At 61.2% G+C, this 19,060-nt stretch carries 18 protein-coding genes and 1 pseudogene; 13 read left to right on the top strand and 6 right to left on the bottom strand.

Translation table 11 applies throughout. The features are described from left to right. Positions 1–161: 161 nt before the first annotated feature. The 11 genes and pseudogenes from Q0V31_RS02545 (at position 162) to lipB (ending at position 10,370) form a co-directional block, all read left to right on the top strand. Entirely contained in the window at positions 162–1,427 is a 1,266-nt protein-coding gene (locus tag Q0V31_RS02545) for a glutamate-5-semialdehyde dehydrogenase (protein ID WP_298184182.1), read from the top strand. Beyond that, entirely contained in the window at positions 1,427–2,086 is a 660-nt protein-coding gene (gene nadD / locus Q0V31_RS02540; protein WP_298184180.1) for a nicotinate-nucleotide adenylyltransferase, read from the top strand. The genes Q0V31_RS02545 and nadD overlap by 1 nt, the downstream gene beginning before the upstream one ends. 43 nt (positions 2,087–2,129) lie before the next feature. Further along, the gene (rsfS, locus tag Q0V31_RS02535; protein WP_298190882.1) at positions 2,130–2,501 is read left to right on the top strand and encodes a ribosome silencing factor; all 372 of its coding nucleotides are present in this window, start codon (positions 2,130–2,132) and stop codon (positions 2,499–2,501) included. Positions 2,502–2,513: 12 nt separating this feature from the next. After that, the gene (gene rlmH, locus Q0V31_RS02530) at positions 2,514–2,981 is read left to right on the top strand and encodes a 23S rRNA (pseudouridine(1915)-N(3))-methyltransferase RlmH (protein ID WP_298184178.1); all 468 of its coding nucleotides are present in this window, start codon (positions 2,514–2,516) and stop codon (positions 2,979–2,981) included. 27 nt (positions 2,982–3,008) lie between these two features. Further along, positions 3,009–4,898, top strand: a complete 1,890-nt coding sequence (gene mrdA / locus Q0V31_RS02525; RefSeq protein ID WP_298184176.1) for a penicillin-binding protein 2 — start codon at positions 3,009–3,011, stop codon at positions 4,896–4,898. 38 nt (positions 4,899–4,936) lie between these two features. Next, entirely contained in the window at positions 4,937–6,040 is a 1,104-nt protein-coding gene (gene rodA, locus Q0V31_RS02520; protein WP_298190877.1) for a rod shape-determining protein RodA, read from the top strand. 17 nt (positions 6,041–6,057) lie between these two features. Then, positions 6,058–7,068, top strand: coding sequence for a lytic murein transglycosylase B (gene mltB, locus Q0V31_RS02515; RefSeq protein ID WP_298184174.1), 1,011 nt, complete (start codon positions 6,058–6,060; stop codon positions 7,066–7,068). Then, positions 7,068–8,073: pseudogene (locus Q0V31_RS02510) on the top strand (septal ring lytic transglycosylase RlpA family protein). The gene mltB and the pseudogene Q0V31_RS02510 overlap by 1 nt, the downstream one beginning before the upstream one ends. A gap of 119 nt (positions 8,074–8,192) precedes the next feature. Next, entirely contained in the window at positions 8,193–9,368 is a 1,176-nt protein-coding gene (locus Q0V31_RS02505; RefSeq protein ID WP_298184172.1) for a D-alanyl-D-alanine carboxypeptidase family protein, read from the top strand. 73 nt (positions 9,369–9,441) lie between these two features. After that, positions 9,442–9,717 carry a DUF493 domain-containing protein gene (locus Q0V31_RS02500; protein ID WP_298184170.1) on the top strand — a complete coding sequence of 92 codons (276 nt, stop codon included), beginning with the start codon at positions 9,442–9,444 and terminating at the stop codon, positions 9,715–9,717. Beyond that, complete coding sequence (lipB, locus tag Q0V31_RS02495) at positions 9,717–10,370, top strand: lipoyl(octanoyl) transferase LipB (RefSeq protein WP_298184168.1); 654 nt, start codon at positions 9,717–9,719, stop codon at positions 10,368–10,370. Before Q0V31_RS02500 ends, lipB begins: the two co-directional genes overlap by 1 nt. A gap of 64 nt (positions 10,371–10,434) precedes the next feature. On the opposite strand, the gene lipA is transcribed toward lipB, so the two are convergent. The 6 genes from lipA to leuS form a co-directional block, all read right to left on the bottom strand. After that, the gene (gene lipA / locus Q0V31_RS02490) at positions 10,435–11,487 is read right to left on the bottom strand and encodes a lipoyl synthase (protein WP_298184166.1); all 1,053 of its coding nucleotides are present in this window, start codon (positions 11,485–11,487) and stop codon (positions 10,435–10,437) included. Between the two features lie 160 nt (positions 11,488–11,647). Continuing rightward, the gene (locus tag Q0V31_RS02485; RefSeq protein WP_298184164.1) at positions 11,648–12,931 is read right to left on the bottom strand and encodes a lytic murein transglycosylase; all 1,284 of its coding nucleotides are present in this window, start codon (positions 12,929–12,931) and stop codon (positions 11,648–11,650) included. 72 nt (positions 12,932–13,003) lie between these two features. Then, positions 13,004–13,162, bottom strand: a complete 159-nt coding sequence (gene arfA / locus Q0V31_RS02480; RefSeq protein ID WP_298184162.1) for an alternative ribosome rescue factor ArfA — start codon at positions 13,160–13,162, stop codon at positions 13,004–13,006. Positions 13,163–13,244: 82 nt separating this feature from the next. Further along, positions 13,245–14,276, bottom strand: a complete 1,032-nt coding sequence (gene holA, locus Q0V31_RS02475) for a DNA polymerase III subunit delta (RefSeq protein ID WP_298184160.1) — start codon at positions 14,274–14,276, stop codon at positions 13,245–13,247. Positions 14,277–14,315: 39 nt separating this feature from the next. Further along, positions 14,316–14,927: an LPS assembly lipoprotein LptE gene (gene lptE, locus Q0V31_RS02470; RefSeq protein WP_298184158.1), complete on the bottom strand. Its 612-nt coding sequence runs from the start codon at positions 14,925–14,927 to the stop codon at positions 14,316–14,318. Between the two features lie 57 nt (positions 14,928–14,984). Then, positions 14,985–17,597: a leucine--tRNA ligase gene (gene leuS, locus Q0V31_RS02465; RefSeq protein WP_298184156.1), complete on the bottom strand. Its 2,613-nt coding sequence runs from the start codon at positions 17,595–17,597 to the stop codon at positions 14,985–14,987. A 198-nt stretch (positions 17,598–17,795) separates the two neighbouring features. Between leuS and Q0V31_RS02460 the strand changes: the two genes are divergently transcribed. Together Q0V31_RS02460 and Q0V31_RS02455 are read left to right on the top strand one after the other, a co-directional pair. Beyond that, entirely contained in the window at positions 17,796–18,239 is a 444-nt protein-coding gene (locus tag Q0V31_RS02460) for a hypothetical protein (RefSeq protein WP_298184154.1), read from the top strand. 26 nt (positions 18,240–18,265) lie between these two features. Further along, the gene (locus tag Q0V31_RS02455) at positions 18,266–19,045 is read left to right on the top strand and encodes a YdcF family protein (protein ID WP_298184151.1); all 780 of its coding nucleotides are present in this window, start codon (positions 18,266–18,268) and stop codon (positions 19,043–19,045) included. Positions 19,046–19,060: the final 15 nt, after the last annotated feature.

The raw sequence follows: 19,060 nt of genomic DNA, 5'->3' as shown, positions 1-19,060 counted from the left end.
GGGCGTTGGATGGGGCGATATTAACAATAAGCGCCTGAATCATGCCCGAATGTGCGCGAGTTAGCCGCTCCAGGCCTACCGTCCGCCGCGCAGCGCTGGGCGTGGAGCGGCGCGACCGTTATACTCAGCGACTTTTTTCAACCGCCAGACCCGCCAAGACCATGACTGAGTCCGTGCTTGAGTATATGACCCGCCTGGGACAGGCCGCCCGCAGCGCCTCGCGTGTGCTTGCGCGTGCCAGTACCGCGCAGAAAAACAGCGCCCTGCAGGCCGCCGCTGCGGCGTTGGATGCTGCCCGTGCCGAACTGACCGCAGCCAATGAGCTGGATCTGGCCGCCGCGCGTGCCAGTGGGCTGGAGCCGGCCATGGTTGACCGTCTGGCGCTGACCCCGGCGGTGATCGATTCGATGATCGAGGGCCTGCGTCAGGTCGCCACCTTGCCGGATCCCATCGGCGAGATTCGCGACATGCGCTTTCTGCCGTCTGGCATTCAGGTCGGCAAGATGCGTGTGCCGCTCGGGGTGATCGGCATCATCTATGAGTCGCGCCCAAACGTGACCATTGATGCCGCCAGCCTGTGCCTGAAATCCGGTAATGCCACGATTTTGCGTGGCGGCTCGGAAGCTATTCACTCCAACCAGGCCATCGCCCGCTGCATTCAGCTCGGTCTGGACGAGGCCGGGCTGCCCGCGTCGGCAGTGCAGGTGGTAGAAACCACGGACCGCGCGGCTGTTGGTGCGCTGATTGCTATGCCCGAGTTTGTTGACGTGATCGTGCCGCGTGGCGGCAAAGGGCTGATCGAGCGCATCAGTCGCGACGCCAAGGTGCCGGTAATCAAGCATCTGGACGGTGTTTGCCATGTCTACATCGACATTGCGGCTGATCTGGATAAGGCAATCCGGGTTGCCGACAACGCCAAAACCCAGCGCTATTCGCCGTGCAACGCCATGGAAACCCTGTTGGTGCATGCCGCCGTTGCTGAGCGTGTGCTGCCACCGCTAGCTGCCATTTACCGTGACAAGAGCGTCGAGTTGCGTGGTGATGCGGCAACCTGTGCGCTGCTCGGTAGCGACGTGTTACCCGCCAGCGAAGACGACTGGTTTGCCGAGTACAACGCGCCGATTCTGTCGATTCGCATCGTCGACTCGCTGGAGGCGGCCATCGAGCACATCAATCATTACGGCTCCAAGCACACCGACGCGATCATCACTGAGAACTTCAGTGATGCGCGGCGTTTCCTCACCGAAGTGGATTCCGCGTCGGTGATGGTCAACGCCTCGACCCGTTTTGCCGATGGTTTTGAGTACGGCTTGGGCGCGGAGATTGGGATTTCCACCGACAAACTGCACGCCCGTGGCCCGGTCGGTTTGGATGGCCTGACCAGCGAGAAGTACGTGGTGTTTGGCGACGGGCATATCCGTACCTGATGGCCAAACGCAGCGGCGTCCGACGCATCGGTGTGCTCGGCGGCACCTTTGATCCGGTGCATATCGGCCATTTGCGCAGCGCCGTGGAAGTTGCCGAGGCGCTGCTGCTGGATGAGCTGCGCCTGATACCCAGTGCGCGGCCGCCGCATCGCAGCGCACCGCAGGTCAGCGCGATGGATCGCCTGGCCATGGTTGAGCTGGCGCTCGCGGGTGCCGCTGTGTTGCAGGTGGATGATCGCGAACTCAAGCGTGATAAGCCGTCCTACAGCATTGATACGCTGGAGTCATTGCGCGCCGAGCTGGCCGCAGATGACCAGTTGCTGCTCATCCTGGGCTGGGATGCCTTCTGTGGTCTGCCCGGTTGGCATCGCTGGGAGGAGTTGCTGGAGCATTGCCATATTTTGGTGTTGCAGCGCCCGGATGCCGACAGTGAGGCGCCCGAAGCGCTGCGCAACCTGTTGGCGGCGCGCAGTGTGAGTGACCCGTCGGCCCTGAGTGGGCCGAGCGGGCAAATTGCTTTTATCTGGCAGACCCCCTTGGCGGTGTCTGCTACCCAGGTCCGCTCGTTACTGGCGAGTGGAAAGTCGGCGCGCTTTTTGGTGCCAGACGCGGTACTGGCCTATATCCATGCCCACGGACTGTACCGTGGCGCGAATTGAACATGAGACAAACGAGTTACTTATGACAAACGCAAAAAAAGTTATGCCGAGCGAAGATCTGGTCAAGCTGGCCACCGCCGCTCTGGAAGAAATCAAGGCCCAGGACATCACCACCATCGATGTGCGCGGCAAGACCAGCATCACCGATTTTATGCTGATCGCCAGCGGCACCTCGAGCCGTCACGTTAAGTCGCTGATCGACAACGTGCTGGAGAAGGTTAAAGAGCAGGGCGTGCGCCCGATCGGCACCGAAGGCATGGACACCGGCGAGTGGGCGTTGCTCGACCTCGGCGACATCGTGGTGCACGTGATGCTGCCGACTGCACGCCAGTTCTATGACCTTGAGCGTCTGTGGCAGGGTGCCGAGCAAAGCCGTGCGCAGTTCAGCGCCGAGCCGAGCCCAGAGCAGGAATAAGGACACGCAGCGGTGCGGATCAAACTGATTGCCGTCGGCTCGCGGATGCCGCGCTGGGTGGAAGACGGCTGGCAGGAATACGCCAAGCGCATGCCCAGCGAGCTGTCGTTGGAATTGGTGGAGATTCCGCTGACCACCCGCGGCAAGAATGCCGATGTGGCGCGGATGATCCGCCAGGAAGGCGAGGCCATGCTGGCCAAGGTCGCGCCAGGGGAACGGATTGTCACCCTGGAAGTCGAAGGGCGACCCTGGAGCACCGAGCAGTTGGCGGTGGAACTGGACAAATGGCGGCTGGACTCACGTACCGTCAACCTTATGGTCGGCGGCCCGGAAGGGCTGGCGCCTGAGGTGCAGGCGCGCAGTGAGCAGCGCTGGTCGTTGTCACCGCTGACCCTGCCGCATCCTTTGGTGCGTATCCTGATTGGCGAACAGATGTACCGCGCCTGGACCGTGTTGTCCGGCCACCCGTACCACAAATAACTCCCCACACATAACCAGCAGCCCCTGATGCCGCAGCCTATCCGCCTTAAAGACCATGAGAACGACGGCCGCCTGATCCGCAAGCGGGCGGTGGTGGGTGCTGCGCTGGTTTTGCTGCTGACCTCGGTGCTGCTGACGCGCCTGTATTACCTGCAAGTGGTGCAGTTCGAGTACCACACCACCTTGGCGGAAAATAACCGTATCCATGTGCAGCCGATTCCGCCCAATCGCGGGCTGATCTTCGACCGTAACGGAGTGATCATCGCCGATAACCGACCCAGCTTCAGTCTGACCCTGACCCGCGAGCGCGCCGGTGACTGGCTGCAGGTGCTCGACGTGATTGTTGAGGTGCTGGAGTTGGGCCCGGACGAGCGCGTGCTGTTCGAGCGGCGTGTGCGCCAAGGTCGGCGGCCTTTCGAACCGGTGCCGGTGCTGTTTGAACTGAGCGAAGAGCAGATCGCCCGCGTGGCGGTTAACCAGTACCGTTTGCCGGGCGTGGAAGTCGCGGCGCAACTGGTGCGGCATTACCCGCAGGGTGAGCATTTTGCCCATTCGGTGGGCTATGTCGGGCGGATCAACGAGAAAGAGCTGAAAGAGCTCGACCCGGTGTCCTACAGCGGCACGCACCATATCGGTAAAACCGGTATCGAGCGCTTCTATGAAGACGAGCTGCACGGCGAGGTGGGCTACGAGGAAGTCGAGACCAACGCCCGTGGCCGCGTGCTACGGGTGCTCAAACGTACCGACCCGACGCCTGGCAAGGACATTGTGCTGAGCTTGGACATCCGCTTGCAGGAGGCTGCCGAGGCAGCTCTGGCGGGGCGCCGTGGGGCGATTGTGGCAATTCAGCCGCAGACCGGCGAGGTGCTGGCGATGGTCAGTCAGCCGAGCTTTGATCCCAACCCCTTCGTTACGGGCATCGGTTTCAAGGCGTATGCCGATTTGCGCGACTCGATCGATCGGCCGCTGTACAACCGCGTATTACGTGGCCTCTATCCGCCAGGCTCCACGATCAAGCCGATGGTCGCGGTGGCGGGCCTGGATGCGGGTGTGGTGACGCCGCAGACCCGGGTATTCGACCCTGGCTTCTACCAGTTGCAGGGGCACAGTCACAAATACCGCAACTGGAACCGCAGCGGCGATGGCTGGGTGGACATGGATTTGGCCATTTCCCGCTCCAACGACACCTATTTTTACTCGCTGGCACACAAGATGGGCATCGACCGTCTGCATGACTACATGTCGCGTTTCGGTCTGGGTCAGCGCGTGTCGCTGGACATGTTTGAGGAAACCGCAGGGTTAATGCCCTCGCGTGACTGGAAACGCGCGCGTTACCGTCAGCCCTGGTATCCAGGCGAAACCCTGATTCTTGGTATTGGGCAGGGCTACATGCAAACCACGCCGCTGCAACTGGCTCAAGCCACGGTGTTGATGGCCACGCGCGGCAAGTGGATTCGCCCCCATCTGGCCAAGACAGTTCAGGGCCGCGTGCCCGTCGACACCAATCCGTTGCCGGATATCGTCCTGCGTGACCCGAAATTCTGGGATTACGGTCGGCATGGCATGGAGCAGGTGATGCACGGGCCACGTGGTACCGCGCGCAAGGTGGGCGATGCCGCGCTGTACCGGATTGCCGGCAAGAGCGGTACTGCGCAGGTGGTGGCGATCAAACAGGGCGAGAAATACGACCGCAGTAAGGTGGCCGAGCGCCATCGTGACCATGCCCTGTTTGTGGCCTTTGCCCCGGCGAATAACCCGCAAATCGTCGTGTCGGTGATGGTCGAGAACGGCGAATCAGGCTCCGGTGTCGCCGCTCCGGTGGTCAAGGAGGTCATTGATGCCTGGCTGCTGGATGACAACGGGCAGTTGAAAGCCGAATATGCTCCGCCTCTGGCGGCTGAGGTCGCCACACCATGAACAGTCATTTCGATCGCAACCTGTCCTCCGAAGACCTGCTGCGCCGGCGGGCGAGCCTGCTGCAGCGACTGCATATCGACGGCATCCTGTTGCTGCTGTTGTTGATTCTGGCGACGGGCAGCTTGTTTATTCTGTATTCGGCCAGCGGTAAGAACCTTGACCTGCTCACCAAGCAGGCCAGCTCTTTCGGTATCGGTCTGGTCGGCATGTTCGTCATCGCGCAGTTCGAGCCGCGCTTTATGGCGCGCTGGGTGCCGCTGGCCTATGTCGGCGGCGTCGCCTTATTGGTGGCTGTGGATGTGATGGGGCACAACGCCATGGGGGCCACGCGCTGGATCAATATCCCCGGGGTGATCCGCTTTCAGCCGTCTGAGTTTATGAAAATCATCATGCCGGCGACTATTGCCTGGTACCTGTCCAGCCGCAGCTTGCCGCCTCGGCTTAAGCATATTTGCATCAGCCTGGCGATGATCATCGTGCCCTTTGTGTTGATTCTGCTGCAGCCTGATCTCGGTACCTCCTTGCTGATCATTGCCTCTGGCGGTTTTGTGCTGTTTATCGCCGGCTTGCAGTGGCGTTGGGTGATCGGCGCGGTCGCTGCGGTGGTGCCAATAGCCATCGGCATGTGGCTGTTTGTCATGCGTGAGTACCAGAAGCAGCGGGTGCTGACCTTTCTCAACCCGGAAAGTGATCCGCTGGGCAGCGGCTGGAACATTATCCAGTCCAAGGCGGCTATCGGCTCAGGCGGTGTGTTGGGCAAGGGCTGGCTGCAAGGTACTCAGTCGCACCTGGATTTTCTGCCGGAGAGCCACACCGACTTCATTATTGCGGTACTGGCCGAGGAATTTGGCCTGGTAGGCGTGTGTTTGTTACTGCTGGTGTACATGCTGTTGATCGCGCGCGGCCTGGTGATTACCGTGCAAGCACAGACGCTGTTCGGTAAGCTTCTCGCCGGTGCGCTGACCATGACGTTCTTCGTTTATGTGTTCGTCAATATCGGTATGGTCAGTGGCCTGTTGCCGGTGGTGGGGGTGCCGTTGCCCCTTATCAGCTATGGCGGCACCTCGCTGATCACCTTGCTGGCGGGCTTTGGGATTTTGATGTCGATTCACACTCATCGTAAGTGGATGACACAGGCTTAATTGGGGTTATGAATTTAATGCAAAACGCACGTGGTTGGATGGTACGAACGGCACCTTGGCTGGCATTGGCAGGCGTGTGCGGGATGGCTCAGCCAGTGCTGGCTGGCGACTATCAGCAATCACCGCTGGTGGCTGAATTCGTTGGCGAAATGACCCGTGACTATGGCTTTGCCGGGGAGCAGCTGGTCAGCATGTTTGCCGAGGTTGAGCGCAAGCAGGCCATTCTCGATGCCATCTCGCGCCCGGCGGAGAAGGTCAAGCAGTGGAAGGATTATCGGCCGATCTTTATCACCGACGCCCGCATCAACAAGGGAGTTGAGTTCTGGAAACAGCACGAAGCCACGCTGGCCCGCGCCGAAGCTGAATACGGCGTGTCGGCTCAAGTGATTGTGGCAATCATCGGGGTGGAAACCTCCTACGGCGGCAATACTGGCAGCTACCGGGTGATGGATGCGCTGTCGACCCTGGCCTTCGATTACCCGCCGCGTGCGCCGTTCTTCCGCAAGGAACTGCGCGAATTTTTGCTGCTGACCCGTGAAGAGCAGGTCGAGCCTCTGAGCCTGAAGGGCTCCTACGCAGGCGCCATGGGCTTGCCGCAGTTTATGCCGAGCAGCTTCCGCGCTTATGCGGTGGATTTTGATGGCGACGGCCATATCAATATTTGGACCAACCCGGTGGACGCCATCGGCAGCGTCGCCAGTTACTTCAAACGGCATGGCTGGCAGCCTGGTCAGCCGGTGGTCAGCGCCGCTACCGTCAAGGGCGCGCAGGTTGAGCAGGGCCTGACCGTTGGTCTTGATCCCGTGAAAAATGCCGCTGAGTTGCGTGCGCTGGGCTGGAGCAGTGCCGACCCGTTGGCGGATGAGCTGCCGGTGACGGCTTTCCGTCTGGAAGGTGCCGAAGGCACTGAGCACTGGCTGGGCTTGCCTAACTTCTTTGTGATCACCCGCTACAATCGCAGTGTGATGTATGCCATGGCGGTTAATCAGCTGGCCGAGTTGCTGGTTGAGACACGGGGTAAGAATTGATGTTGCGTTTGCCTGCTAAGTTGGCTGTTTACGGTGGCCTGGCGTTGTTGTTGGCCAGTTGTTCGTCGAGTCGTGCGCCGCAGCCGGTCGCACCGATCAAGCCAGGCGGTGCTATTTCCGGGCCGGGGGACTTCAATCGGCCGCATAAGGATGGTGCGCCCTGGTGGGATGTTGATGTCTCGCGAATTCCCGACGCCGTGCCGATGCCACACTACGGCTCGGTCAAAGCCAGCCCCTACACCGTATTCGGCAAGCAGTACTACCCCATCCCCGATGCCCGGCGCTATCAGGCGGTCGGTCCGGCGTCTTGGTACGGCACTAAATTTCACGGTCAGGCCACTGCCAACGGTGAAACCTACGACCTGTACGGCATGACTGCGGCGCACAAGACCCTGCCGCTGCCGAGTTACGTGCGGGTGACTAACCTGGAAAACGGCAAGAGCGCTATTTTGCGGGTCAATGACCGTGGGCCGTTCTATTCCGATCGGATTATCGATCTGTCCTTTGCCGCAGCGAAGAAGCTCGGTTATGCCGAAAGCGGCACCGCGCGGGTAAAAGTCGAAGGTATTGATCCGCAGGAGTGGTGGGCCCAGCAGGGCCGTCCGGTACCCATGGTCTTGGCTGCGCCGCAGCAAGTGGCTCAGGCTCAGCCGATTGCGCAGCCTATCGCGGCTCCGGTTGAGCAGTATTCGCCGCCACCGCAGCAGCATGCCGCCGCGGTGCTTCCCGTGCAGATTGACGCAAAAAAAAAACGCTTCAGGCGGAGCCTCTGGCCTGTATCTCCAGGTGGGAGCCTTCGCCAATCCGGACGCTGCGGAGTTACTCCGTTCGAAACTGAGCGAAACGGTGACTGCCCCCGTGTTCGTCAGCTCAGTGGTGCGCAGCCAGCAGATACTGCACCGCGTGCGTCTGGGGCCAGTGAGCAGTCAGGGCGAGGCTGAGCAGTTGCAAGACAGTGTGCGCCTGGCCAATTTGGGTGAACCTACCCTGGTCAAGGCCGACTGACAGGGCACTTATGGTTTTTCTGCAGGACTAAACAAACAACCCCGGCCAGCCGCTGGACGGGGGGATAAGTAACTTATGCCCACTGGGCCTGATCGATCATCAGCAATCTAGAGAGACGGATGAATATCACCAGCTTTACGCAGCGCGTTTTCCTATCACTTTGCCTGCTCAGTGCACCGACAGCCTGGGCCAATCAGCCAGCCATTCCTTCCGCGCCACAGTTGGCTGCCAAGTCCTATGTGCTGCTGGATGCCGCCAGCGGCAAGGTGCTGGTTGAGAACAACGGCGACCAGCGTCTGCCGCCGGCCAGTCTGACCAAGCTGATGACCGCCTACATCGCTACCCTAGAAATTCGCAAGGGCAAAATCGGCGAGCAGGACTTGGTGCCGATCAGCGAGCATGCCTGGCGTACCGGTGGTGCCGCCTCTGGTGGTTCGACCATGTTCCTGCCGCTGAACAGCCAGGCGACCGTGGATGACCTGCTGCACGGGGTGATCATCCAGTCCGGCAACGACGCCAGCATTGCCTTGGCCGAGTACATCGCCGGCAGCGAGGATGCCTTCGCCGACATGATGAACGAAACCGCTGCGCGTCTGGGCATGAGCAACAGCCACTTTATGAATGCCACCGGTCTGCCCAATCCTGAGCATTACTCCAGTGCACACGACATGGCTATTCTGGCTCGTGCCATCATTAACGAAGACCAGCAGCACTACGCCATTTATGCGCAAAAAGAGTTCCTCTGGAACAACATTAAGCAAGGCAATCGCAACCTGCTGCTGTGGCGCGACAAGACGGTCGACGGCCTGAAAACCGGCCATACCGACGAAGCAGGCTACTGCCTGGTGGCCTCGGCTGTACGTGATGGCGCGCGCATGATCACCTCGGTGTTCGGCACCGTCAGCGAATCGGCCCGTGCGGCGGAAACGCAGAAGCTGCTGACCTATGGTTTCCGTTTCTTTGAAACTCGCTCCTTCTACAAAAAAGGCCAAGAGCTGGCGCAGGCGCAGGTGTGGAAAGGCACTGCGCGTCAAGTTAAAGCCGGTTTGGCCAATGACCTCACCCTAACCTTGCCGAAGGGCCAGCTGGATAAGCTGCAGGCAGGTATGGTTATCAATCCGCAACTCACTGCGCCGATTGCTCAAGGTGATGTGATCGGCAAGGTCCAGGTAAAACTGGGTGAGGAGCTGGTACACAGCGCCGACTTGATTGCCCTGGAGGCCGTCGAGGAAGGCAGTTTCTTCCGCCGTTTGTGGGACAGCATCAGCTTGTTCTTCTTCGGGCTATTCAACTGATATCGTGACCTGCACGCCCCTGCATAACCGCCGGGGCGTTGTAGTTGCCACGGCTTACGAGGCCGTTACCGCCATGAGTCAACCTGACGTCAAATCGCACAAAATCGAATTCCCCTGCGCTGATTACCCGATCAAAGTGGTCGGTGACAGTGGTGCCACCTACAAGAACACGGTGATCGAGGTCCTCAGTAAATATGCCAAGGTCGATCTTGCGACGTTGGCCGAGCGCCAGAGCAGTAATGGCAAGTACACCACCGTGCAGCTGCATATCGTGGCCACCAGTGAAGACCAGTTGCGTGATATCAACAGCGCCTTGCGCGCCACCGGTATCGTGCACATGGTGCTCTGATGAGCCTGCCGCTCGGCTTTCGCGAGCTGGGCCAGGTTGAGTACGAGCCGACCTGGCATGCGATGCAGCGCTTCACCGATACGCGCGGCGTGGATACGCCTGACGAGATCTGGCTGCTCGAACACTCCCCGGTATTTACCCAGGGCCAAGCCGGCAAGGCCGAGCATGTGCTGTTTCCGGGTGATATTCCGGTGGTGCAGGTCGATCGTGGCGGCCAGGTGACGTACCACGGCCCTGGCCAGCTGGTGGCCTATCTGCTGCTGGACGTGCGTCGCAGTGGCATAGGCGTGCGTGAGCTGGTCAGTCGCATCGAGCGCAGCTTGATTGAGCTACTCGCCAGTTATGGCGTTAGCGCTACTGCCAAGCCTGACGCCCCAGGGGTCTATGTCGACGGCGCGAAGATCGCTTCCCTTGGCTTGCGTATCCGCAATGGCCGTTCTTTCCATGGCCTGGCGCTGAATGTGGATATGGACTTGCAGCCTTTCCAGCGCATCAATCCGTGTGGCTATGCCGGTATGGCGATGACCCAGCTGGCTGATCAGGTGGCGCAGCCAATAGCGTTTGCCGAGGTCAGTGCGCGTTTGCGCGAGCAACTGGTCAAGCACCTCGACTACGCGCAGCAGCAGAGCCTGGCCGGCGCACTAGACTGCTAGACCGCGCATAAAAAAACGCCTGACTCCCGGATAGATCCAGGTGCCAGGCGTTTTTTTGCGCCTATCAGTTCAGATTAAGCGTCGGAATCAGGCTGTTGTCGAGTGGCTGTCCCGGCACCGGAACGGGAGCCGCTAGGCCCAGGTTGTTCTTCTCGAACACCTTGTCGGCGCGGTAGCTGGAGCGTACCAGTGGGCCGGCGGCGACTTCCATAAAGCCCTTTTGCAGGCCAAGTTCGCGGAACTGATTGAACTCTTCCGGGCTGACCCAGCGCTGCACCTTCAAGTGGTTGCGCGTCGGCTGTAGGTACTGTCCGAGGGTGAGGATGTCCACGCCGATGGCGCGCAGGTCATCCATGGTTTGCAGGATTTCCTCGTCGGTTTCGCCGAGACCGAGCATCAGGCTGGTCTTGGTCAGTACGTCCGGGCGATGGCGTTTGGCGTGCTCCAGTACGCGCAAGGTCTTTTCGTAGCCGGCGCGGGGGTCGCGTACAACATGCGTCAGGCGTTTGACTGTCTCGACGTTCTGCGCAAAAACCTCAAGGCCGGAGTCGACCACACGCTCGATGGCCTGCAGGTCGCCATCGAAATCTGGGGTGAGGGCTTCCACCACTACGTGGGGGGTGCGTTCCTTGATCGCCCGCACGCTGGCGGCGTAGTGCGCGGCACCGCCGTCGTCGAGATCGTCGCGATCCACCGAGGTCAGCACGATATAACGCAGCGCCATCAGCTCAACCGACTTGGCGGTGTTCTGCGGCTCTTCCAGGTCCAGCCAGCCATTGGGGTTGCCGGTGTCTACCGCGCAAAAACGGCAGGCACGGGTGCACACCGAGCCCATCAGCATGATGGTGGCGGTGCCGTTGGACCAGCATTCACCCATATTTGGGCAGTGGGATTCCTGGCACACGGTGCTCAGGCGGTGTTCGCTGACGTTGCGTTTGACTGCTTCGAAGCGGCTACCGCCAGGCGCCTTGACCCGCAGCCACTTGGGCTTGGGTTCGAATACCTGGGGTTCGCTAGAGGCGCGGCGTTTCTGCCCGTCCTTGATCGCGGTGATGCCTTGAGTGGTGCGAAATTTTTCGCCGCTGGCAACGGTTTTAGGCGGGGAGGTATCGGACATCGGCAATCTGGGCTCCGCTAGAGGCTCCGGGGGGACGAGGCGGCTTGTGGCCGCCGCGCAGTCTATCATAAGGGCTGACCGTGCAGTCAGTGGGGTGCCCTGTGGTGCAAGTGGCCGTCTGGCGGTTGCAGCTCAGGCGGCCGCGTCAGCAGGTGCGCGCTTATCTGAGCAGTTGGAGCAACTGGTAACTGGGGTAGCCGTCCGCAGGCAGCCCTTGTGTCTGCTGGAATGCGCGTACCGCTTTGCGTGTATTGGCACCGATAATGCCGTCCGCCGGGCCCGGCTCATAGCCTTTATTGCTGAGCAGGGTTTGCAGCTCGATGCGCTCGCTACGGCCTAACTGACGGTCGTTGCGTGGCCAGGCGGCTTGCACGCCAGCGTTGCCATCCAGCGCATCGCTGAGCAGGCCGATGGCCAGTGCGTAGGCGGTGGAGTTGTTGTATTTGAGAATGCTGCGGAAGTTGTTCAGCAACAGGAAGGCTGGGCCGCGGTGCCCCGCAGGTAGAAACAGCGTGGCCAGGCTTTGCTGATCGGCGTCGATGGTTCTGACTGCTTTGACCCCAAGCTCACGCCACTGTGCCAGGTTGCGGCGCACCTCAGGGTCGGCAAGGGCGTAATCGAAGCCTTTTGGTAGGTCCACTTCGAAGCCCCAAGGCTGGCCATTCTCCCAGCCCGAGGCCTGTAGGTAATGCGCGGCAGAGGCCAGGGCGTCTGGTGCGGAGTTCCACAGGTCACGTCGGCCGTCGCCGTCAAAATCTACGGCATGCTGATTGAAGGTGGTCGGCATAAATTGGGTCTGGCCCATCGCGCCGGCCCATGAGCCTATAAGCCCGGTTGCCGGGCCGTCGCCGGCTTGCAGTATTTGCAGGGCGGCGAGCAGCTGGCTGCGCCAGAACACTTGGCGGCGGCCGTCGTAGGCCAAGGTGGCCAGTGAGCGGATCACGTTGTGGCTGCCGATATTGCTGCCGTAGTTGCTTTCCATGCCCCAGATGGCGATCAGCACTTCATGGTCTACGGCATAGGTGCTGCGAATGGCTTTCAGCGTCGGCCGGTGCTGTGCCTTGAGCAGGCGACCTTGGGCGATGCGCGAAACAGAGACGGCGCCGTCGATGTAATCCCATACCGGGCGAGTGAACTCCGGCTGGCTGCTATCCGAGGTGACAACCCGTGGGTCAAGGGTGATGCCGGCAAATGTGCGGTCGAACAGGTCTGCGTCGATACCGGCGGCGATGGCATCGCTGCGTAGCAGCGTGCGCCATTCATCAAAGCTGAGCAGTGGCGTGGGGCTGAGGGCGGCGCTGGCAATTGGGCTCGCGGGGGCAGCGCTAGCCGTGATCGGGGTGGCGGCCAGCGGCTGTGCAGGCGCTTCGGCGCAGGCGGTCAGCAGCAGCAGGATGCAGGCGGTGGCGCTATGGGACAAGCCCCGAAGAAGCAGGTAAGGCATGGTGGTCTCGGCACGTTTTGCAGGCCGTAACCTTAGCATGATTGAGCGGTGATGCGGGCTGTGGCGGGCGTTTCAGGCGGCCAGAAAGTATGAAGCCTCCCAGTTGTGCTGGGAGGCTTCGCGGCGGTAGCTGCCTTTGCCTTTGCTGGGCGTTTCCTGACGGCTGCGAAACAGCGGTTGAGCGATCAGGGATTTGGCCTTGTTGGGGTCGTGCTTGGTCTTTTTCGCCATGACGTTTCCTCGGGAAATGACCTGTCGGGTACAGGCGAGAGGAGCATGATCCGTACTGCGGGGAAAGTCCAGCGACTGGGGTCTAGCCGTGGATTGCCAAATGCTGCCCGCAGAGGTTCAGGGTCAGCAGGCTTAGGCCGGTCCAGGGGTCGCCCTGCGCCTGGCCTTTGATCTGCGCGTCGATCTGTTGGGCGTCCTGCAACAAGGCTGCCCAGCGGGTGGCGGATAAGCGTTGCAGGGCTTTGCTGACCAGCGGACGGCGCTTATCCCAGACTGGTGGGCGCGCTGCGCTGAACGCTTTGTCCAGCGGCATGCCTTGGGCATATTGCTGGGCGATGGTGGCCAGCAGGCGGATTTCCCGAGCCAGCGCCCAGAGAATCACCGGCGGCTCCACACCTTCGCCGCGCAGGCCTTCGAGCATGCGCAGGGCATGGGCCGCCTCGCCATTCAGGGCCGCATCGATCAAACCGAACACATCAAAGCGCGCGCTGTCGGCGACCGCCGCTTGCACGGTGTCGACATCGATCTGCGTGCCTTCGGCGAGCAGTTTGAGTTTCTCGATTTCTTGCGCCGCAGCGAGCAGATTGCCTTCGACGCGTATGGCGATCATGTCCACTGCTTCGGCGCTGGCACTTAGGCCAGATTGCGCTAGGCGCTGGCGAATCCATTGTGGCAGTTGGTGAGCATCGACCGGCCAGATCTGCACGAACTGGGTGTGTGCGCCTTCGATCAGCGCCTTGCCCCACTTGCTCTTCTGCGCGTTGCCGTCGAGCTTGGGCAGGCTGATCAGCAGCACGGTGTCCTCGGCAGGGCGGGCCAGGTATTCGAGCAGCGCGGCACCCTTGTCGCTGGGTTTGCCGTTGCCAAGGCGCAACTCCAGCAGGCGTTTTTCGGCAAACAGCGACAGGCTGGCACCGGCTTGCAGCAGGTTGCCCCAGTCGAAGTTGTTGTCGGCGTTAAATACCAGGCGTTCGCTGAAGCCTTGCTCGCGGGTTGCGGCGCGAATGGCGTCGGCGGCCTCCTGGCACAGCAGCGGCTCGTCGCCACTGATCACATACACAGGCGCGAGAGCGCCCTGCAGGTTTTTGCCGAGCTGTGCGGGGTTGAGTTTCATCGCGGTGCGAAGCGGGGCCGCTTGCGCGGCCCGGCAGGCTTACTGAGCCGGAATCGGCAGCTGGATCGGCGACTGCTGCGGTTGTGCCGCTTGCTGCTGGCGAGCCGCTTCCAGGGCGTCGGCTTCAGCCTTGGCCTTGACTTCTGCGGTTTGCTGCAGCTGGTCGAGCTGTTGCGGGTTGATCTGCTGCAGGCGCAGAACCAGTTGCTGGATCAGCTCGCGGTTCATTTCCTGGCGAATCTGCGCCGCTTCCTGGTCGCCGCCGATCAGGTTGTTGCTGTCCTGGGTGTAGAAGCTCTGCGCTTCCACCTTGTCACTCAGCAGCAGCAGGTCTTTGCTGCCACGGATCTCGTATTCAAGGGTCTTGTTCAGTTCATACTCGGCGGTACGCGCCGAGCTGGTGAAGCTGGCCGCGCGACGGTTTTCCTGTTCGTTGCTCAATACCAGGCGGTACGGAGCGCCCGGGTATACGCGAACGTCGTTATTCTGCAGCACTTCGCGCAGCTGGTTGACGGTGTCGCCGTAGGCATTGCGCGCGCTGACATCGAGTTCTTTCAGGGCGAACTGCACGTCACCGGTGCCGCGCAGCTGAAAGCCGCAAGCGCTGAGCAGGGTAGCCAGGCCAATTACCAACAGATTCCGTTTGATCATCTTTTATCCCCTTGGCGTGTCTTGCGGCGCGCCGCTGTGCGGTCGCGCCGAGCTTAATCAGTTGGCTACGATGTTGACCAGTTTGCCAGGCACCACGATGACCTTGCGAATGCTCAAGCCTTCGGTGAAGCGCAGCACGCTTTCGTTGCTGCGGGCGCTGGCTTCAACTTCTTCGCGGCTGGCGCTGGCGGAGACTTCGATCTGTCCGCGCAGTTTACCGTTGACCTGGATGACCAAGGTCAGGGTGTCCTGCACCAGGGCCGATTCATCCACTTGTGGCCAGGGCGCGTCGATAATCGCGCCATCGTGGCCCAGCTCCTGCCAGAGCTGGTGGCTGATGTGCGGGGTGATCGGGGCCAGTAGCAGCGCCACGGCTTGCAGACCTTCCTGCAGCAGAGCGCGATCCTGGTTTGTGGCCTGCGGGGCTTTTTCCAGCACGTTCATCAGCGTCATCACCTGGGCGATGGCGGTGTTGAATTTATGGTGCTGGCCAATATCGATGCTGGACTGTTTGATTGCCAGGTGAGTGGCACGGCGCACGGCCTTCTGCTCGTCAGTCAGGCTGGCGAGGTCGAGTGCGTCAGTTACGCCCTGATTAACGTGGTTCTGCGCCAGGCGCCAAACGCGACGCAGGAAGCGGTGCGCCCCTTCAACGCCTGCGTCGGACCATTCGCAGCTCATGTCTGGCGGCGAGGCGAACATCATAAACAGGCGGCAGGTGTCGGCACCGAACTGGTCGATCATCGACTGGGGGTCGACACCGTTGTTCTTCGACTTGGACATCTTCTCGGTGCCACCAATTTCCACCGGCAAGCCGTCGGATTTCAATGTGGCACTGATGACCTTGGCTTTGCCGTCACGCTCAAGCTCGACATCCGCCGGGTTGAACCAGTCTTTGCCGCCGTTATCCAGGGTGCGGTAGTAAGTCTCGGCGACCACCATGCCCTGGGTCAGCAGGTTCTTGAATGGCTCGTTGGAAGACACCAAGCCTTCATCGCGCATCAGCTTATGGAAGAAGCGCGCGTAGAGCAGGTGCAGGATGGCGTGTTCGATGCCGCCGATGTACTGGTCGACCGGCAGCCAGTGGTTGGCGGCGGCTGGGTCGACCATGCCGCCGGTGTACTGCGGTGAAGCGAAGCGGGCAAAGTACCAGGACGACTCAACGAAGGTGTCCATGGTGTCGGTTTCACGCTTGGCTGCGCTGCCGCATTTCGGGCAGGTGCAGTTATAGAACTCAGGCATTCGCGCCAGCGGGCTGCCGGCGCCATCCGGCACTACATCCTCGGGCAGCACGACGGGCAGCTGGTCTTCCGGTACCGGTACATCGCCGCAGGTTTCGCAGTGAATGATCGGGATCGGGCAGCCCCAGTAGCGCTGGCGGCTGATGCCCCAGTCACGCAGGCGGAACTGGGTCTTGCGCGCGCCGTGGGCGCTGGCTTCCAGGTCGGCGACGATGGCGTCGAAGGCCGCGGTGAAATCGAGGTTGTCGTATTGGCCAGAGTTGACCGTGGTCAGCCCGGCCTTATCGCCATACCAGTCTTGCCACTGGCTGGCATCGTAATCCTTGCCTTCGCCGGCATACACCTGAGTAATCGGCAGGCTGTACTTGTTGGCAAATTCGAAATCGCGCTCATCGTGTGCCGGTACGGCCATGACCGCGCCTTCGCCATAGCCCCACAGCACGTAGTTGGCGACGAATACCGGCAGCTTGTCGCCGCTCAGTGGGTGGATGACGAACTGGCCGGTGGCCACGCCCTTCTTCTCCATGGTGGCCATGTCGGCCTCGGCCACGGAGCCACCTTTGCATTCGGCGATAAACGCGGCGATGGCCGGATTGCTCTCGGCCGCGCGCTGGGCCAGCGGGTGTTCGGCGGCCACGGCGACGTAAGTTGCACCCATCAGGGTGTCGGGGCGGGTGGTGTAAACCTTCAGCTGGCCGTCGATGCCGACGCTGCTGAGGTCATAGTCAAACACCACATCGGCGCCGAAGCTCTTGCCGATCCAGTTGCGCTGCATGGTCTTGACCTGTTCCGGCCAGCCGTCCAGCTCATCGAGGCTGCTCAAGAGTTCATCCGCGTAAGCGGTGATCTTGAAGTAGTACATGGGGATTTCGCGCTTCTCGATCAGCGCACCGGAACGCCAGCCGCGGCCGTCGATCACTTGTTCGTTAGCCAGAACAGTCTGGTCCACCGGGTCCCAGTTAACGCTGCCGTTCTTGCGGTAAATCACGCCTTTTTCGAACAGCTGAGTGAACAGCCACTGCTCCCAGCGGTAGTAGTCCGGCTTGCAGGTGGTGATTTCGCGCGTCCAGTCCACTGCCAGGCCCAGGCTCTTGAGCTGGGTCTTCATGTACTCGATGTTTTCGTAGGTCCACTTGGCCGGCGCGACTTTATTCTTCATCGCGGCGTTTTCCGCCGGCATACCAAAGGCGTCCCAGCCCATCGGCTGCAGCACGTTCTTGCCCTGCATGCGCTGATAGCGGGCGATCACATCGCCGATGGTGTAGTTGCGCACATGGCCCATGTGCAGCTTGCCGCTCGGATAGGGGAACATCGACAGGCAGTAGAAGGTCTCTTTGCCTGGCTGTTCACTGACTACAAATGAGTTCTGCGCATCCCAATGGGACTGCGCGGCGGCTTCGATTTCACGGGGCGAATACTGTTCTTGCATGGCTACCGGCGCTTGGAATGAGGGCTTGCGGGAAACGCCGTAGCATACATGACCCCCGCTTGCTCAGGGAAACCCTGATTAATCAGCAGGCTGTCGGTGCTCGTCGAGCTTTCGCCGTTTGTCGCCAGGGGCTGCTGGTTAAAGGCTGACCGCTAAGCTTGAAATATGGGGCGTAAAGATGCTCGCGTGAGGTGATGGATGGCAGAGTTAAAGTGCAGCGCACCTGTTGGTGGGCTCTACGAGCGGCTGTTACAGCGCCTCGCCACGGCATTGGATGAGGCGGATAACTTGAGCGTGCTGACTGCAAAGCAGCCGCTTGAATTAGAGTTGCGCGGCTTGACGGCGGCGGAGTTGGAGTTGATCCGGGCCTACCTGGAGCATGACTTGGACTGGCTGCGTGGCTGGCATGCGGCGGCTCAGGAAATGGCGCAGATCGAGCAGTTTCAACGCGTGCGCCAGAGCGGGCGCAATGGGCGCAAGGCCGCTGTGGCGCTGCCGAGAAAGGTTAAGCCGTTGCTCAAGCACCGCTTGCAACTGTGTTGCGCCCTGTGTGGCAAGTTGGCTGACTGGCAGTCAGGCAATGTTGTGCAGGTCTGCTCGGCGTGTGGCTCGCAGTTGTTTCGGGCGAGCAATCATCGTTAGGCTGCGCGCACCCTTGGAGGTGCTCAATGCCGATTCGCTACATCCTCAAACAGTTTTTTCTTCCTCCCGGTCTTTTTCTGCTTTTGCTGTTGGCCGCTTGGCGGCTGCGTGGTCGCTGGCCACGATTGGCGGCCGCCTGCCTGATTGCCGGGCTGGGCGGGATGTGGCTGTTCAGCTTGCCGGTGGTGGTCGAGCAGTCGGCGCGGCTGTTGGAAAGCGAGGCGGCATTGGCCGAGGCGCAGTGGGCCGGTCTGTCTCAGCATGCTGAGGTGATTGTGGTTTTGGGTGGTGGGCGCGAGCTGGCTGACCCCGGCTGGGGCGCGGATCAACCCAGTCTGCTGGCATTGGAGCGGGTACGTTATGCCGCCCGCTTGGCCAAGGCCTCGGGTTTGCCGCTGCTGACTTCCGGTGGGCTGCATTACGGTGCTCCGCCGAGCGAGGCCGCGCTGATGGCCGACGTGCTGGTGCGTGACTACGGCTTGCCGGTGCGTTGGCAGGAAGGCTTGAGCCGCACCACCTGGGAGAATGCGACCCACAGCGCTGAGCTGCTGAAGCAAGCAGGTATTACCCGCGTGGTGCTGGTGACTCAGGCTTGGCATATGCCCAGGGCGCGCTGGAGCTTCGAGCAGGCCGGTGTGCAGGTGGTCAGTGCGCCGATGGGCTTTCTCGGCACGCCGAATGGCCGCCCGTTGGGCGGCTGGTTGCCGGAAAGCAAGGCGCTCTGGCAGAACGGCTTGCTGCTCAATGAGGCTGTCGGTCTGCTGGGTTATCGGTTGTTCTACGGGGCGAATGCTGCGCAGCAATAAGCCCCGCACGGCGCT

The organism is uncultured Pseudomonas sp. (assembly GCF_943846705.1).
GTDB lineage: Bacteria > Pseudomonadota > Gammaproteobacteria > Pseudomonadales > Pseudomonadaceae > Aquipseudomonas.
This window is presented reverse-complemented; position numbering and strand designations above follow the sequence as displayed.

Excerpts from the sequence above, each read along its gene's own strand:
- Q0V31_RS02545 (WP_298184182.1), top strand. The coding sequence starts at position 162 with ATGACTGAGTCCGTGCTTGAGTATATGACCCGCCTGGGACAGGCCGCC.
- nadD (WP_298184180.1), top strand. The coding sequence starts at position 1,427 with ATGGCCAAACGCAGCGGCGTCCGACGCATCGGTGTGCTCGGCGGCACC.
- rsfS (WP_298190882.1), top strand. The coding sequence starts at position 2,130 with ATGCCGAGCGAAGATCTGGTCAAGCTGGCCACCGCCGCTCTGGAAGAA.
- mrdA (WP_298184176.1), top strand. The coding sequence starts at position 3,009 with ATGCCGCAGCCTATCCGCCTTAAAGACCATGAGAACGACGGCCGCCTG.
- mltB (WP_298184174.1), top strand. The coding sequence starts at position 6,058 with ATGCAAAACGCACGTGGTTGGATGGTACGAACGGCACCTTGGCTGGCA.
- Q0V31_RS02505 (WP_298184172.1), top strand. The coding sequence starts at position 8,193 with ATGAATATCACCAGCTTTACGCAGCGCGTTTTCCTATCACTTTGCCTG.
- Q0V31_RS02500 (WP_298184170.1), top strand. The coding sequence starts at position 9,442 with ATGAGTCAACCTGACGTCAAATCGCACAAAATCGAATTCCCCTGCGCT.
- lipB (WP_298184168.1), top strand. The coding sequence starts at position 9,717 with ATGAGCCTGCCGCTCGGCTTTCGCGAGCTGGGCCAGGTTGAGTACGAG.
- lipA (WP_298184166.1), bottom strand. The coding sequence starts at position 11,487 with ATGTCCGATACCTCCCCGCCTAAAACCGTTGCCAGCGGCGAAAAATTT.
- Q0V31_RS02485 (WP_298184164.1), bottom strand. The coding sequence starts at position 12,931 with ATGCCTTACCTGCTTCTTCGGGGCTTGTCCCATAGCGCCACCGCCTGC.
- arfA (WP_298184162.1), bottom strand. The coding sequence starts at position 13,162 with ATGGCGAAAAAGACCAAGCACGACCCCAACAAGGCCAAATCCCTGATC.
- holA (WP_298184160.1), bottom strand. The coding sequence starts at position 14,276 with ATGAAACTCAACCCCGCACAGCTCGGCAAAAACCTGCAGGGCGCTCTC.
- lptE (WP_298184158.1), bottom strand. The coding sequence starts at position 14,927 with ATGATCAAACGGAATCTGTTGGTAATTGGCCTGGCTACCCTGCTCAGC.
- leuS (WP_298184156.1), bottom strand. The coding sequence starts at position 17,597 with ATGCAAGAACAGTATTCGCCCCGTGAAATCGAAGCCGCCGCGCAGTCC.
- Q0V31_RS02460 (WP_298184154.1), top strand. The coding sequence starts at position 17,796 with ATGGCAGAGTTAAAGTGCAGCGCACCTGTTGGTGGGCTCTACGAGCGG.
- Q0V31_RS02455 (WP_298184151.1), top strand. The coding sequence starts at position 18,266 with ATGCCGATTCGCTACATCCTCAAACAGTTTTTTCTTCCTCCCGGTCTT.